Source organism: Rhodococcus sp. NPDC060084 (assembly GCF_042730335.1).
GTDB lineage: Bacteria > Actinomycetota > Actinomycetes > Mycobacteriales > Mycobacteriaceae > Rhodococcus.
In genome coordinates this window covers 95516-110457 of sequence record NZ_JBHWWX010000008.1, presented here as the reverse complement: position 1 = coordinate 110457, position 14942 = coordinate 95516, and the positions used below count along the sequence as shown (strand labels likewise).

The 14942-nt window shown below is 68.5% G+C and carries 12 protein-coding genes; 9 read left to right on the top strand and 3 right to left on the bottom strand.

The genetic code is table 11. The features are described 5' to 3' along the window. Positions 1–225: 225 nt before the first annotated feature. Positions 226–1812, top strand: coding sequence for an acetyl-CoA hydrolase/transferase family protein (locus tag ACFWBU_RS07220; RefSeq protein ID WP_169620514.1), 1587 nt, complete (start codon positions 226–228; stop codon positions 1810–1812). Between the two features lie 31 nt (positions 1813–1843). Here the strand turns inward: ACFWBU_RS07220 and ACFWBU_RS07215 are convergent, their stop codons facing one another. Then, positions 1844–2482: a DUF3515 domain-containing protein gene (locus ACFWBU_RS07215; protein WP_378527918.1), complete on the bottom strand. Its 639-nt coding sequence runs from the start codon at positions 2480–2482 to the stop codon at positions 1844–1846. Between the two features lie 109 nt (positions 2483–2591). Here ACFWBU_RS07215 and ACFWBU_RS07210 point away from each other — a divergent pair, with 109 nt between their 5' ends. The 3 genes from ACFWBU_RS07210 (at position 2592) to ACFWBU_RS07200 (ending at position 4864) form a co-directional block, all read left to right on the top strand. Continuing rightward, positions 2592–3563, top strand: a complete 972-nt coding sequence (locus ACFWBU_RS07210) for a thiamine-phosphate kinase (RefSeq protein ID WP_296550968.1) — start codon at positions 2592–2594, stop codon at positions 3561–3563. Positions 3564–3573: 10 nt separating this feature from the next. After that, a complete protein-coding gene (locus tag ACFWBU_RS07205; RefSeq protein ID WP_378527917.1) occupies positions 3574–4095 on the top strand; it encodes a gamma carbonic anhydrase family protein in 522 nt (173 codons plus the stop codon). Between the two features lie 73 nt (positions 4096–4168). Beyond that, positions 4169–4864, top strand: a complete 696-nt coding sequence (locus tag ACFWBU_RS07200) for a uracil-DNA glycosylase (RefSeq protein WP_346765086.1) — start codon at positions 4169–4171, stop codon at positions 4862–4864. A 24-nt stretch (positions 4865–4888) separates the two neighbouring features. Here ACFWBU_RS07200 and ACFWBU_RS07195 read toward each other — a convergent pair whose 3' ends face one another. After that, positions 4889–5683 carry an enoyl-CoA hydratase/isomerase family protein gene (locus ACFWBU_RS07195; protein WP_169620517.1) on the bottom strand — a complete coding sequence of 265 codons (795 nt, stop codon included), beginning with the start codon at positions 5681–5683 and terminating at the stop codon, positions 4889–4891. Between the two features lie 87 nt (positions 5684–5770). Then, entirely contained in the window at positions 5771–5959 is a 189-nt protein-coding gene (gene rpmB / locus ACFWBU_RS07190; protein ID WP_072698660.1) for a 50S ribosomal protein L28, read from the bottom strand. 177 nt (positions 5960–6136) lie between these two features. Between rpmB and ACFWBU_RS07185 the strand changes: the two genes are divergently transcribed. The 5 genes from ACFWBU_RS07185 (at position 6137) to coaD (ending at position 14866) form a co-directional block, all read left to right on the top strand. Continuing rightward, the gene (locus ACFWBU_RS07185) at positions 6137–7849 is read left to right on the top strand and encodes a DAK2 domain-containing protein (protein WP_378527916.1); all 1713 of its coding nucleotides are present in this window, start codon (positions 6137–6139) and stop codon (positions 7847–7849) included. 46 nt (positions 7850–7895) lie between these two features. Next, a complete protein-coding gene (gene recG / locus ACFWBU_RS07180; protein ID WP_169652440.1) occupies positions 7896–10205 on the top strand; it encodes an ATP-dependent DNA helicase RecG in 2310 nt (769 codons plus the stop codon). 196 nt (positions 10206–10401) lie between these two features. Continuing rightward, positions 10402–13803: a pyruvate carboxylase gene (locus ACFWBU_RS07175; protein WP_296550951.1), complete on the top strand. Its 3402-nt coding sequence runs from the start codon at positions 10402–10404 to the stop codon at positions 13801–13803. Further along, positions 13800–14366, top strand: coding sequence for a 16S rRNA (guanine(966)-N(2))-methyltransferase RsmD (gene rsmD / locus ACFWBU_RS07170; protein WP_378527915.1), 567 nt, complete (start codon positions 13800–13802; stop codon positions 14364–14366). Before ACFWBU_RS07175 ends, rsmD begins: the two co-directional genes overlap by 4 nt. Next, a complete protein-coding gene (gene coaD, locus ACFWBU_RS07165) occupies positions 14363–14866 on the top strand; it encodes a pantetheine-phosphate adenylyltransferase (protein WP_169620522.1) in 504 nt (167 codons plus the stop codon). Before rsmD ends, coaD begins: the two co-directional genes overlap by 4 nt. The last annotated feature ends 76 nt before the right edge of the window (positions 14867–14942 follow it).

The following is a 14942-nucleotide window of genomic DNA, read 5'->3' as shown; positions in this document are numbered from 1 at the left end:
CATCCAACGGTTGTCCTCCGTCCGCCTGCCCTGCGCCACCGTCCGCGCGACGCGCGGCGCCCGGGAACCTTGTGCGCAGAGCCGAAAGTATCTGTCACACAAGATGTTTGCCCGACAAGGTGGCGTATACGATACGACGCCGGACGCCGGCCGCAAGGTGATCGGGATCGCGCCCGTTCGGCGAGTGTGATCGGCGAGTCTCTCGGCCCCTCTATCCTCATCGCCATGCACGCACCCACCCTTTCCTCTGCGCCGTCGAAGGCGGAGACAGTCGCCGGAGTCACCTCCGCGGGCCGCATCCGCAACGAATCCTTCAGGCGCAAGATCGTTTCCGCAGAGGAGGCGGTGCGGCACATTCGCTCCGGCGACACCGTCGCGATCAGTGGCTTCGCGAGCGCGGGTACCCCCAAGCGGGTCACTCCGGCACTGGCCGAGCACATTCGCCGTGCTCGGGCGGGCGGTGACGACTTCACGATCAATCTTCTCACCGGAGCCTCGGTGTCGACGGAGACCGAACGGTTGCTCGCCGAGGCGGACGGCATCGCTCTGCGCATGCCGTACCAAGCCGAGCCGACCGCGCGCGGACGTATCAACGACGGCCGCATGGATTACGTCGACATCCACCTGTCGCACGTGGCGCAGCAGGTGTGGGAGGGCTACTACGGGCACGTCGACGTCGCGGTCGTCGAAGTCTCCGGCATCACCGAGTCCGGTGAACTGATCCCCGCCACCTCCGTGGGAAACAACAAGACGTGGCTCGATGTCGCCGAGAAGATCGTGCTCGAGGTCAATTCCTGGATCCCCGATGCCATGGCCGGTGTCCACGACATCTACTACGGCACCGCGCTCCCGCCGCACCGCACCCCGATCCACCTCACCGATGTCGAGGACCGGATCGGGCAGCAGACCTTCCGGGTCGACCCGGCGCGCGTGGTCGCGGTGGTCGAGACCGATGTGTCGGACAGCGCGAACCCGCTGACGGCGCCGGACGCGACCAGTCAGGCCATCGCCGGGCATGTGCTCGACTTCTTCGCGCACGAGGTGGCCGCCGGGCGCCTCCCCGCCGACACTCTGCTGCCGCTGCAGTCCGGTGTCGGCAACGTTGCCAACGCGGTGCTCGCCGGGCTCTCCAGCGGGCCGTACCGCGGGCTGACGTGCTACTCGGAGGTCATCCAGGACGGCATGCTGGAACTCATCGCGAACGGGACGGTGCGCTACGCGTCGTCCACCGCGCTCGCGCTGTCCGAGGCGGGCCTCGACGAGTTCGTGCGCAACATCGACTTCTACCGCAACCATATCGTGCTGCGCCCCCAGGAGATCAGCAACCATCCCGAGATCGTGCGCAGGCTCGGGATCATCGCCATGAACGGGATGCTCGAGGCCGACATCTACGGCAACGTCAATTCCACCCATGTCATGGGCACGCGCATCATGAACGGCATCGGTGGCTCGGGTGACTTCACCCGCAACGGTTACCTGTCGATGTTCCTCAGCCCGTCGACCGCGCGCAACGGCGCGATCTCCTCGATCGTGCCGATGGTGCCGCACGTCGACCACACGGAACACGACGTCCAGGTGATCGTCACCGAACAGGGCCTCGCCGACGTGCGCGGCCTGTCGCCGCGCCGGCGGTCCCGGGTGGTCATCGAGCGTTGTGCCCATCCCGATTTCCGGGCGGAACTACACGACTACGTCGATCGGGCCGAGGCGCTGCCCGGGGCCGGTCAGACGCCACACCTTCTCGACGAGGCGTTCTCGTTCCACAGCCGGTTCCAGCGCACCGGCACGATGCGCGCGGCCGCCGGGCAGTAACGGCACAGCCGCATCGGCAGCGGGTGACGGTTCAGGGCCCGCCGATCGGGGCGGGATCGATCTCCTGCTGGGGGAGCGTCTCGGCAATGGATGCCGAAACGTCCTGCAGCGGTGTCGGTCCCGACCCGTTGGGTACCGTCAGCGCGATGTAGACGGGACGGTCGACGGCGAACCACGTGCTCGCGTCGATGCCCTGCTGTGCGCCCGAGATCTCGAACCACTGGACCTGGTCGATGACCGTCAGCGCCGCGGCCTGATCGAATTCGGCGGGCCGCTCGAGTCCGCATCGCAACACGACCTCCCCGCCGTCTGCGGACTGCCACGCCGCGGCGCCGGCCGGTGCGGGATCGGCGAGTTCGGCGCGCGTGTAGTCGCCGAGATCCTCGGGCAGCGCGCCGACCAGTGAGGTGCAGGATTCCGACTCGGCGTCGGGGGCGGGCACCGGACCCAGCCCGACCGGAGAGTTGACCGGGGTGCGCGCGACGAACACGGCGGCAACCACCACGCCCACCAGCAGTGCCACCGGCAGCGCGATCGCAGTCGCGATCAGTGCGGGATGGCGACGCGGTTCGGAGGGTGTCGTCTGCTCGGACCCGGCGGTGTCAGCGGGTTCCTGCTCGTCAGGACCCTGGTCGCCGGGTTCCTGCTCGGAAGAATGTGTGTTGTTCATGGTGTCCAGCGTCGGAGGGATGATGTCGGCAACGGTAGCGTGGAACGAACGTAGCAGGGGGCGTACCGGCCCGTATCCGCTGCCGACCGAGAAAGAGGCGCCCATCACCGTGGCAGATCAGACCGGCCCCACCGTCTCCGACATCGGCGAGTTTCCCGCCATCGCCCGTGCGATCGCGGGACGACGGCAACCCCGCACGACCCTGGTAGGACCGGGGCACGACTCTGCGGTCGTCGCCGCGGCCGACGGGAGAATCGCGGTATCCACCGACATGCTGGTCGAGGGCCGGCACTTTCGCTTCGACTGGTCGAGCCCGCACGAGGTCGGACGCAAAGCCGTCGCGCAGAACGGTGCCGATGTCGCCGCGATCGGGGCCCGGCCGGTCGCGTTCGTCGTGGGACTCGGCTGCCCGCCGGAGACGCCCGCCGCCGTGCTCGACGAGATCTCCGCAGGCATCGGTGAAGCAGCCGAAGCGCTCGGAGCAGGAGTTGTCGGCGGCGATCTCGTCCAGGCGCGCGAGGTGATCGTGTCGGTCACGGTCCTCGGTGACCTGGAGGGTCGTGCGCCGCTGCTGCGCTCGGGTGCCCGCCCCGGGGACGTCGTGGCTCTCGCCGGGAATGTGGGGCGGTCGGCAGCAGGTCTCGCCGTGCTCGTCGCCGGCCTCGACGGTTATCGGGATCTCGTCGACGCGCACCGCGTGCCCTCACCCCCGTACGACGCCGGCCCCGCCGCCGCCGATGCCGGTGCCCGCGCCGGAACCGACATCTCCGACGGTCTCGTCGCCGACCTCGGGCACATCGCCACCGCGTCGGACGTTGCGATCGATGTGGATCGCGCCGCGATCACACCCGACGAGCGTCTCGTCGCCGCCGGGGCGGAGTTGGGCGCGGACCCGTGGGAATGGGTGCTCGCAGGCGGCGAGGATCACGCGCTGGCAGCGTGCTTCCCACCGGGCGTGATGCTGCCCAGCGGGTGGCGGCGCATCGGAACAGTGCGGCAGGGGCGCGGGGTGACCGTCGACGGCAGGCCTCCGGCCGGTCCCGGAGGGTGGCACAGCTTTTCGCCCGGTACCTCGAGATAGGTTGGGCGACATGGCTCTCTATGCACTCGGTGATCGCGTTCCCGATATCCACCCCGATGCCTGGATTCATCCCGATGCGGTCGTGATCGGAAACGTCACACTCGGTGCCCGCGCGTCGGTATGGCCCACGGCGGTCCTGCGCGCGGACTACGGGACGATCACCATCGGTGAGGAAACCAACATCCAGGACGGAACGATCGTCCACTGCACCGCGATCGAGCCCACCGTCATCGGCGCGCGGTGTGTGGTGGGGCACAACGTGCACATCGAGGGCGCGACGATCGGCGACGGCGCTCTCATCGGATCCGGATCGCTCGTCCTCAACGGATCGACCATCGGCGCCGGCGCCCAGGTTGCCGCCGGAGCGCTGATCCCGCCGCGATTCGAGTTGCCGGCCCGCCGGATGGCGATGGGCGTGCCCGCAAAGGTTCGCGACGGAGTCGAGGTCCCGGAAGGCCACTTCGACGCGAACGCGAAGATGTATGCGGCCAACGCCGAGTACTACCGCACCGCACTGCGTCGCCTCGACTGACCGGGCCACCATCGTGTCGGGGGAAACCAGTGCACGACCCGCGACAACAAGCACGAATCAGGAGCAGGAGAACGTGACAGAGCAGGCCGCCCGAGTGAGCAAGCCGTTGTCCGAGATCATCGAGCCCGGCTGGGCGCAGGCGCTCGCTCCGGTCGCCGACGACATCGCCTCGATGGGACAGTTCCTGCGGGCGGAACTGGCAGCGGGGCGTTCCTACCTTCCGGCCGGGGCCGATGTCTTGCGGGCATTCGCGCAACCCTTCGACGAGGTGCGGGTGCTCATCGTCGGACAGGATCCGTATCCGACTCCGGGACATGCTGTGGGGCTGAGCTTTTCGGTGGATCCGGCGGTACGGCCCATTCCCCGCAGCCTGACCAATATCTATCGCGAGTACACCGAGGATCTCGGATTGCCGCTGCCCCCGAACGGTGATCTCTCACCGTGGACCGAACGCGGCGTGCTGCTGCTCAACCGGGTTCTCACCGTAGCTCCGGGACAGGCCGCCTCACATCGGGGCAAGGGCTGGGAGAAAGTCACCGAGCAAGCGATCCGCGCGCTGGTTGCCCGTCGGGCACCGCTCGTCGCCATCCTGTGGGGTCGCGACGCCGGGACTCTCGTACCGATGCTCGGTGATGTGCCCACGGTGCAGTCGGCGCATCCGTCGCCGTTGTCGGCGTCGCGCGGATTCTTCGGGTCGCGGCCCTTCAGCCGGGCGAACGCGCTGCTCGTCGAACAGGGCGCGGAGCCGGTGGACTGGCGACTGGCCTGACCACCGGCACCGCACCGCACGTCGTCAGGAGCGAGCGCGCACAGCAGACCAGTCGGGGCGGCGCTTCTCGACGAACGAGTCGACGCCTTCGATGCCCGTGGGTGTGGTCGCGGCTGCCGAGATGGCAGCGGCTTCGGCGTCGAGATGATCGGAGAGCGACCGGGAATCGGACTCGGCGACGAGTTTCCGGATGGACGCGTACGACTGGGTCGGACCGTGAGCGAGCGTCCGGGCGATACGCAGCGCCTCGCTCCCGATCTCGTCGTCGGCCACCAACCTGCTGAGCAGTCCGAGCCGGACGCCTTCGTCGGCGTTGATCACCGCGTCGGTCATGATGATCTCCCGCGCGCGTGCAGGACCGACGATCCGGGGCAAGGTCCACGACATGCCGCCGTCGGGGGAAAATCCGATCGACGGGTAGGCGGCACGCATCTTGGTGCCGGGACCGGCGAGCGCGATGTCGGCATGCAGAACGATGCTCATGCCGGCGCCGGCGGCCCAGCCGTGCACAGCGGCGACGACCGGAACGCCGATCGCGTCGATCTCCCGGATGAAATCGTGGAACAGGTTCGCGATGTCGAACAGGTGCGCGCCCCGGTCCTCGGCACCCGCGAAGCCTCGGACGTTGCCGCCCGCGCAGAAATTGCTGCCCTCGCCGACGAGCAGGACCGCACCGATCTCGGGACCGGCGGCCCGGAGTGCCGCGGTGCCCTGTTCCATCCCCGCGGGGGACAGGGAAGTGCCGTGCTCGGCGGTGGCCACGGCGATCTGCAGCACGCCGTCCTCGATCTGCACGAGGGACTTATTGTTTTCGCTCATTCCGGCACACTATCCGGCACCCGACGCGAACGACGAAGGCCCCCTGCGCTTTCGCGCCGGGGGCCTTCGTCTGCAGCTCGACCTAGGTCAGCGCGTAACCTTGCCTGCCTTCAGGCAGGAGGTGCACACGTTGATCTTGCGGGTGTTGCCCGGGGCAACCTGAGCGCGGACGCTCTGGATGTTCGGGTTCCAGCGACGATTGGTACGCCGGTGCGAGTGCGAGACCGACTTCCCGAAGCCGGGGCCCTTGGCGCATACGTCGCAGACGGCAGCCATGTCGCGAACTCCTTGTGTGTCTAGTGGATAATGCATCTTCTCTGGTCTTGCTTCGCGTCCTACAAACACGGGGAACAGGGTCACCCGTGCGAGGCAACCCAATCAGCTTAGCGAACTCCACGGCGGATGACCAAACCGGACGTATGCACGACCCCCGGCTACTCTTTCGGGCAGAGGATGAACAGCGACGTAGAGGGGTGTGAGCTGGTGCTCGAGGTCGGGGACACGGTCGGCGGGCGCGCGCTGCGGCGATGGGCCGAGATCGCGCTCGAAGCCCTCGAAGAGCGCCGCCACGAGATCAACACCCTCAACGTCTTCCCTGTTCCGGACGGCGATACCGGCACCAACCTCGTGCTCACTCTCCACTCCGCCGTCGAGAACATCGGTGGCCCCGTCGACGGTGCGCTCACCGCGTGGGACGTGTCGGAGCGCCTGGCACGCGGCGCGTTCCTGGGCGCCCGGGGGAACTCGGGAGTCATCGTCGCCCAGGCCTTGCGAGGAGTCGCCGACGCCATGTCCGGGCACACCACCGTCGACGGCCGCGGACTCGCGGACGCACTGGCGCGGGCGTCGACACTGGTGATGAAAGCGCTGAGCACGCCCGCCGAAGGCACCATCGTCAGTGTCCTCGACGCCGCGGCGGACGGTGCGGAACGTGCGGCCCGTGACCCCGGTGCCACGGTCTGCGACGTCACGGTGGCCGCCGCCGACGCTGCAGCGGACGCCCTGCAGCGAACCCCTGCGCAACTCGACGTACTGGCCGAAGCGGGAGTCGTCGATGCCGGCGGCCTCGGACTCGTGATACTCCTCGACTGCCTGGTCGAAGTCACCACCGGGCAACGGCCCCGCCGTCGCATCCAGGTCACCGGACCACCCGTCCCGGCGGCGGCGAGTTCCGCGTCCGAACCCTCCCGTGCACCGCGGACCGAGACGCAGCAGGACTACGAAGTGATGTACGTCGTCGAGCGCGCCGAGATCGAGGACATCGACGTCCTCCGGGTCCGGCTCGACGCGCTGGGCGACTCGGTGGCGGTCGTCGGGGACGGCGCCGGGTCCTGGTCGGTCCATGTGCACTGCTGCGATCCCGGCGCTGCGGTGGAAGCCGGACTCGCCGCCGGTTCCCTGATCCGCATCGACATCACGTGCTTCGCGCTGGACGCCGCGACAGGCGACGCGTGCTCGGCGCAGCCCGGTATTCCCGCCACGGTGGTGCCGCTCACGGCAGTCGGTACCGCGCCGCGGGCTGTACTCGCTGTGGTGGCAGGCCACGGCACGAGGGAGTTGTTCGAATCCGAAGGTGCCGCCGTGTTGCACGCGGACACGGACTTCGGTCCGCACCTCCTCCTCGAGGCGATTCGCGCCCTGCCCAGCGGTGACGTGCTGGTCCTGCCGAACGGTTCACTGTCGGCGCAGGACGTCGTCGCCGTGGGTGTGCAGGCTCGGTCCGAGAACCGGAACGTGATGTTCCTGCCGAGTTCGTCGATGGTGCAGGGGCTGGCGGCGCTGGCCGTCCACGATCCCGGCCGCGCGACGGTCGACGACGCGTTCGCGATGTCCGAAGCCGCGGCCGCCGTCCGGTGGGGTTCGTTGCGCATAGCAGAGGAACGGGCTCTGACCTGGGTGGGAACGTGCGAGCCGGGCGACAGCCTCGGCTTGTCGGGACATGATGTCGTAGTCATCGAGCATGATCTGGTGGCAGCGGGAGTGTCTCTGCTCGACAAGATCCTCGCCGCGGGCGGAGAGCTCGTGACGATGCTGGTCGGCTCCGACGCTCCCGACGGACTTGCCGAGCAGCTGACCGAGCACCTCGATCGCCGTCATCCCGCGCTGGAGGTTGTGGTGTACCGGGGCGGCCAGTGCAGCGACCTGCTGCAGCTCGGCGTCGAGTAGTCGGTGCGCCGCGAGGGCCACCACACGGAATGCGGAAGGGACGGCAGTGGCGACACTCGCGGACCGGCTCGATCATCTCCTCGGGCACAAGACGGCGGATGCCCTGTCCGACGCGTTCGGGATGACCACGGTCGAGGACCTGCTGCGGCACTACCCGCACCGTTACGCGACGCAAGGAGCGGAACTCGGCGAGAGCCGCCCCGTCGAAGGCCAGCACATCACGATCATCGCGCGTGTCGAATCCGCCCAGGAAGTGCCGATGAAATCGCGCGCGGGCAAGCGACTCGCGGTCCGGCTGCGATCCGACCGGCACACCATCGACGTCACGTTCTTCAACCCGCACAAGGTCAAGCACAACATCAAACCGGGCGTCCGGGCGATGTTCTCCGGCACCGTCAAGTACTTCCGCGACAAGTGGAGCCTGACCCACCCCAGCTACGTGGTTCTGCCCGAACCTCGCACCGCCGACGACCTCGTCTCCGCAGCCCCCGCGCGCGTCCGAGGTGCGGGTGCGCTCGCCGGCCTCGCACGTACCGCGCAGGACGCGGCGGGTGTCGACATGTCGGTGTTCGACCGCGCGTTGATCCCGATGTACCCCGCGACCCGCGACGTCGAGTCGTGGACGGTGATGCGCTGTGTGCGCCAAGTCCTCGACCAGCTCGATCCCGTGGAAGACCCGCTGCCCGACTGGGTGCTGGCCGACCGGGGTTTCATCGGCCTCGACGAGGCGCTGCGCTCGGTCCATCTCCCCGACACCAAGGAGGAGGTGGACCGCGCCCGCGACCGGCTCAAGTTCGACGAAGCCGCGGCCGTGCAGCTCGTGCTGGCGCAACGGCGCCACGACGTGGAGGTGCGCTCGGCACCGGCGTGCGCGCGCCGCGACGGGGGACTGGCCGAGGAGTTCGATCGGCGTCTGCCCTTCGAGCTGACCGCGGGCCAGCTCGCCGTCGCCGAAGAGATCTCCGCCGACGTGTCGCGTCCGCACCCGATGAACCGGTTGCTGCAGGGTGAGGTGGGTTCCGGTAAGACGATCGTGGCGTTGCGGGCGATGCTGCAGGTGATCGACGCGGGACACCAGTGTGCGCTGCTCGCACCCACCGAGGTGCTCGCGGCGCAGCACGCCCGGTCATTGACCGCGATGCTCGGCGATCTGGCGTCGGCCGGAGAACTCGGAGCTCATGAACTCGCGACCCGCGTGACTCTGCTCACCGGCTCGATGAGTACGGCCCGGAAGCGGAAGGCGCTCAACGAGGCGGTCACCGGCGACGCCGGGATCGTCATCGGCACGCACGCGCTGATCCAGGACGGTGTGAACTTCTTCGACCTGGGACTGGTCGTCGTCGACGAGCAACACCGCTTCGGCGTCGAACAGCGTGATTCGCTGCGTTCCCGCGGCCGCGACGGCGCGTCCCCGCACGTGCTCGTGATGACCGCGACACCGATCCCGCGCACCATCGCGATGACGGTGCTCGGCGACCTCGAGGTCTCCACCCTCCGGGAGCTGCCGCGTGGTCGTTCGCCGATCGTGAGCCGGGTGGTGCCGGCGAAAGTGCATCCGACGTGGGTCGACCGCGCCTGGGAACGCATCCGGGAAGAGGTCGCGGACGGCAGGCAGGCCTATGTGGTGTGCTCGAGGATCGGCGACGGAGATACCGACGAGGACCTCCCCGTCGACCCGGGCGAGCAGGGCGCCGCACCGGCCGGCAAGTCACGCGCACGCGCGTCCGGTGCGCAGGAGCCCCCCGAGACGACCTCCGTGCTCGAACTTCACGAGATGCTCGCCTCCGGCCCTCTCCGCGATCTGAACGTCGGACTCCTCCACGGCCGGTTGCCCGCCGACGACAAGGACGCGGTCATGCGCGAGTTCAACGACGGTGCCGTCGACGTGCTCGTCTGCACCACCGTGGTCGAGGTCGGCGTCGACGTGCCGAACGCGACCGTGATGGTGATCGTCGATGCCGACCGATTCGGTGTGAGCCAGTTGCACCAGTTGCGCGGGCGCGTCGGCCGAGGCGGTCACCAGGGCTTGTGCCTGCTGGTGACCGACACGAAGCCGGGATCCCCGACGATGACCCGCCTCCAGGCGGTCGCGGGAACGACCGACGGGTTCGAACTCGCGCAACTCGACCTGCAGTTGCGCCGCGAGGGCGATGTTCTGGGCAAGGCGCAGTCGGGCACGGTGACCACGCTGCGTCTGCTTTCGCTCGTCGACGACGGGGACGTCATCGAAGCCGCCCGGGCGTTCGCGCGGACCGTCACCGATCAGGACCCGGGACTACGGGAGCACCCGGGTCTGGCGAGCATGGTGACGGCTGCGCTCGACACCGAGAGCATCGAGTATCTGGACAAGTCCTGAGCCGCGATCCCGGTGTTACGTTTCGCGCACCGTCTCCGGGAGCGGGCCGAGAGGTTACGGCGAGAGGGCTGAGGGGATTGCCGGCGTGTTACCTCTGAGACGTCTGAATTGTTCCAGTCGTCACAGGTAGCCACACTTTCCCAGGATATGGAACCGGGGCAGCGATTCGATTGTTACGTCGCGGTACCGTCGTCCAATGTTCTCCAAAGTGCTTGTCGCCAACCGTGGCGAGATCGCGATCCGGGCGTTCCGTGCCGCCTACGAACTGGGCGCCGGAACTGTCGCGGTGTTCCCGTACGAAGACCGCAACTCGCTCCACCGCCTGAAAGCGGACGAGGCGTACCAGATCGGTGAGGAAGGTCATCCCGTCCGGACGTACCTGTCCGTGGACCGGATCGTCGACGCCGCCGTGTCCGCCGGGGCCGACGCGATCTATCCCGGTTACGGCTTCCTCTCGGAGAACCCCGAACTGGCAGCGGCATGCGCGAACGCCGGCATCACCTTCGTCGGCCCGCCCGCCGAGATCCTCGAGCTGACCGGAAACAAGGCGCGCGCGATCGCAGCGGCGAAAGCCGCCGGTCTGCCGGTGCTGGCGTCGTCGGAACCCTCCGCCGACGTCGACGCTCTGGTGGCCGCGTCCGAGAACATGCATTTCCCGATCTTCGTCAAGGCCGTCGCCGGCGGTGGCGGACGAGGCATGCGCCGCGTCGCCGAGCCCGATCAGTTGCGGGAGTCCATCGAAGCCGCGTCGCGTGAAGCCGACGCCGCCTTCGGCGATCCGACCGTGTTCCTCGAGCAGGCCGTGGTCAACCCCCGGCACATCGAGGTGCAGATCCTCGCCGACAACTACGGCAACGTCATCCATCTCTACGAGCGCGACTGCTCGCTTCAGCGCCGCCACCAGAAGGTGATCGAGTTGGCGCCCGCGCCGAACCTCGACCCCGCCCTCCGCGATCGCATCTGCGCGGACGCGGTCGCGTTCGCACGGGAGATCGGTTACCAGTGCGCCGGCACGGTCGAATTCCTCGTCGACGAGCGCGGCAACCACGTGTTCATCGAGATGAACCCGCGCATCCAGGTCGAGCACACGGTCACCGAGGAGATCACCGACGTCGACCTCGTCCAGGCACAGCTGCGCATCGCAGCCGGCGAATCGCTCGAGGACCTGGGGCTGAGCCAGGACAAGATCACCATCCGCGGTGCCGCGCTGCAGTGCCGCATCACGACGGAGGATCCCGCCAACGGGTTCCGGCCCGATACCGGACGCATCACCGGCTACCGGACTCCCGGCGGTGCAGGTATCCGCCTCGACGGTGGCACCTCGGTGGGTGCCGAGATCTCGGCGCACTTCGACTCCATGCTCGTCAAGCTCACCTGCCGCGGCCGCGACTTCGACGCGGCGGTGGCGCGTGCACGCCGCGCGGTCGCCGAGTTCCGTATCCGCGGAGTCTCCACCAACATCCCGTTCCTCCAGGCCGTCCTCGTCGACGAGGACTTCCGGGCCGGGCGCGTCAACACCTCGTTCATCGAGCAGCGCCCGCAGCTTCTGACGCTGCGCTCGTCGGCGGACCGCGGAACGAAAATCCTCACCTACCTGGCCGACGTCACGGTCAACAAACCGCACGGCGAGCGGCCGACGACGGTTTACCCGCACGACAAGCTGCCGGACATCGATCTGAGCACCCCGCCGCCGGCAGGCTCGCGGCAACGGCTTCTCGAACTCGGCCCCGAGGGGTTCGCACGCGCCCTGCGCGAGCAGAAGGCGGTCGGCGTCACCGACACCACCTTCCGCGATGCGCACCAGTCGCTGCTCGCGACGCGGGTCCGCAGCAAGGACCTGCTCACCGTCGCCGGGCACGTCGCCCGCATGACGCCCGAACTGCTCTCGATCGAGGCCTGGGGCGGCGCGACCTACGACGTGGCACTGCGCTTCCTGCACGAGGATCCGTGGGAACGGCTCGCCGCACTGCGCGAAGCGATCCCGAACATCAATCTCCAGATGCTCCTGCGGGGCCGCAACACCGTCGGCTACACCCCGTACCCCGAGGCCGTGACCCGTGCCTTCGTGCAGGAAGCCGCGGCCACGGGCATCGACATCTTCCGCATCTTCGACGCACTCAACAATGTCGATCAGATGCGGCCCGCGATCGACGCGGTCCGGGAGACCGGCACGACGATCGCCGAGGTCGCCCTCTCATACACCGGTGATCTGTCGAACCCGAACGAGACGATCTACACCCTCGACTACTACCTGAAGCTGGCCGAGCAGATCGTCGAGGCCGGCGCGCATGTGCTCGCCATCAAGGACATGGCCGGACTTCTGCGCGCACCCGCCGCGGCCACTCTCGTGTCGGCATTGCGCAAGAATTTCGACCTCCCGGTGCATGTGCACACCCACGACACCCCGGGTGGCCAGCTGGCGACCTACCTCGCGGCGTGGCACGCGGGTGCCGACGCGGTCGACGGTGCGTCGGCGGCGTTGGCCGGAACGACGAGCCAGCCGGCGTTGTCGGCGATCGTGGCCGCAGCGGCGAACAGCGAGTTCGACACAGGCCTGGATCTGCAGGCCGTGTGCGACCTCGAGCCGTACTGGGAGGCGCTGCGCAAGGTCTACAAGCCGTTCGAGTCGGGCCTTCCGGCTCCGACCGGTCGCGTCTACACCCACGAGATTCCGGGTGGTCAGCTGTCGAACCTGCGTCAGCAGGCCATCGCACTGGGTCTCGGCGACCGCTTCGAAGACGTCGAGGCGGCGTACGCCGGAGCCGACCGCCTGCTCGGGCGGCTCATCAAGGTCACACCGTCGTCGAAGGTGGTCGGCGACCTCGCGCTGCACCTCGTCGGTGCGGGCGTGTCGGTCGACGAGTTCGCGGCGGACCCGGGCAAGTTCGACATCCCGGATTCGGTGATCGGATTCCTGCGCGGCGACCTGGGCACGCCGGCGGGCGGATGGCCCGAGCCGTTCCGCAGCAAGGCGCTGGCCGGCCGTGCCGACGCGAAGCCGGAAAAGCAGCTGACCGCGGACGAAGAAAAAGGCCTGGTCGCGTCGTCGTCCGAACGCCGGCGCACGCTCAACCGGCTGCTGTTCCCCGGCCCCGCCAAGGACTTCGAGAACCACCGCGAGCAGTACGGGGACACCACAGAGCTGTCCGCCAACCAGTTCTTCTACGGGCTCCGGCAGAGTGACGAACACCGGGTGCGCCTGGACAAGGGCGTCGAACTGCTCATCGGCCTCGAGGCGATCTCGGACGCCGACGAGCGCGGTTTCCGCACGGTGATGTGCATTCTCAACGGGCAGTTGCGCCCGGTGGCGGTGCGTGACCGCTCCGTCGCGTCCGAGGTGCCCGCGGCGGAGAAGGCCGACCGGAACCACCCGGGCCACGTCGCGGCGCCGTTCGCCGGAATGGTGACCCTGGTGGTCTCCGAAGGCCAGACCGTCTCGGCCGGCGACACCGTCGCGACCATCGAGGCGATGAAGATGGAAGCGGCGATCACCGCTCCTCGCGGAGGCCGCGTCGCGCGGGTCGCGATCGGTCCTGTGCAGCAGGTCGAAGGCGGCGACCTCCTCGTGGAGGTGTCCACCGCGGACAGCGCCGAGTGACACGCATCGTTGCCGGGACGGCCGGGGGGCGGCGCCTGAAGGTGCCGCCCCGCGGGACCCGGCCTACCTCGGAGCGGGTGCGCGAGGCGCTCTTCAGTTCGCTCGAAGCACGAATGGACCTCGACGGCGCCGCGGTCCTGGACCTGTTTGCCGGGTCGGGCGCACTCGGCCTCGAAGCACTGTCGAGGGGCGCTGCTCATGCCCTGCTCGTCGAATCGGATGCGAAAGCGGCCGCGGTGATCCGGGAGAACATCGCGACCGTGCGGGTGCCGGGAGCCGTCTTGCGCACGGCACCGGTGGCGGCGGTGCTCGCCGCTCCCGCCGACCGGGTGTACGACCTCGTGCTCGCCGACCCGCCCTACGCCGTGGACGAGCAGCAGATCGCGGCGATACTGGACGCGCTCCTTGCCGGCGGCTGGGTAGGGGAGGACTCCGTCGTGGTGCTCGAGCGGTCGTCACGATCACCGGAAACGGTGTGGCCGGACGCATTCGAGCCGGGACGTACACGTAGATATGGGGAGAGCAGGATCGAAATCGCTACCTGCTACGGTGCTGGGTCATGAGCCGCGCGGTCTGCCCAGGATCCTTCGACCCGGTGACCAACGGGCACCTCGACGTCATCGGACGGACTTCCCTCCAGTTCGACGAGGTCGTGGTGACGGTGGTGATCAACCCGAACAAGCAGGGGATGTTCACCGTTCCGGAGCGACTCGACATGCTCGCCGAAGCGACATCGCATCTGGGGAACGTGACCGTCGATTCGTGGCAGGGCCTTCTCGTCGACTACGCGAAGGCGAACGACATCTCCGCGATCGTCAAAGGCCTGCGCGGCGCCAACGACTTCGACTACGAGTTGCAGATGGCCCAGATGAACCACAAGCTCACCGGTGTCGACACCCTGTTCGTAGCGACCAATCCCGCATTCGGTTACCTCTCCAGTTCACTGGTCAAAGAGGTCGCGACGTACGGGGGAGACGTGCACGACATGCTGCCCGCGGCCGTCCACGAACGGCTGCTCGCCCGCATCGCGGAACGGGCCGCTGCCCGCAACGGCGGCCGCTGAGCGAGACTTCTCACACTCTCTCCGGTTTCTCGCGGTTTCTCGACACACCGGCGCGGGGAACACCTGCTGGGGCCGC

Coding starts and splice junctions, on each gene's coding strand:
- ACFWBU_RS07220 (WP_169620514.1), top strand. CDS start 226: ATGCACGCACCCACCCTTTCCTCTGCGCCGTCGAAGGCGGAGACAGTC.
- ACFWBU_RS07215 (WP_378527918.1), bottom strand. CDS start 2,482: ATGAACAACACACATTCTTCCGAGCAGGAACCCGGCGACCAGGGTCCT.
- ACFWBU_RS07205 (WP_378527917.1), top strand. CDS start 3,574: ATGGCTCTCTATGCACTCGGTGATCGCGTTCCCGATATCCACCCCGAT.
- ACFWBU_RS07195 (WP_169620517.1), bottom strand. CDS start 5,683: ATGAGCGAAAACAATAAGTCCCTCGTGCAGATCGAGGACGGCGTGCTG.
- rpmB (WP_072698660.1), bottom strand. CDS start 5,959: ATGGCTGCCGTCTGCGACGTATGCGCCAAGGGCCCCGGCTTCGGGAAG.
- ACFWBU_RS07185 (WP_378527916.1), top strand. CDS start 6,137: ATGAACAGCGACGTAGAGGGGTGTGAGCTGGTGCTCGAGGTCGGGGAC.
- ACFWBU_RS07175 (WP_296550951.1), top strand. CDS start 10,402: ATGTTCTCCAAAGTGCTTGTCGCCAACCGTGGCGAGATCGCGATCCGG.
- coaD (WP_169620522.1), top strand. CDS start 14,363: ATGAGCCGCGCGGTCTGCCCAGGATCCTTCGACCCGGTGACCAACGGG.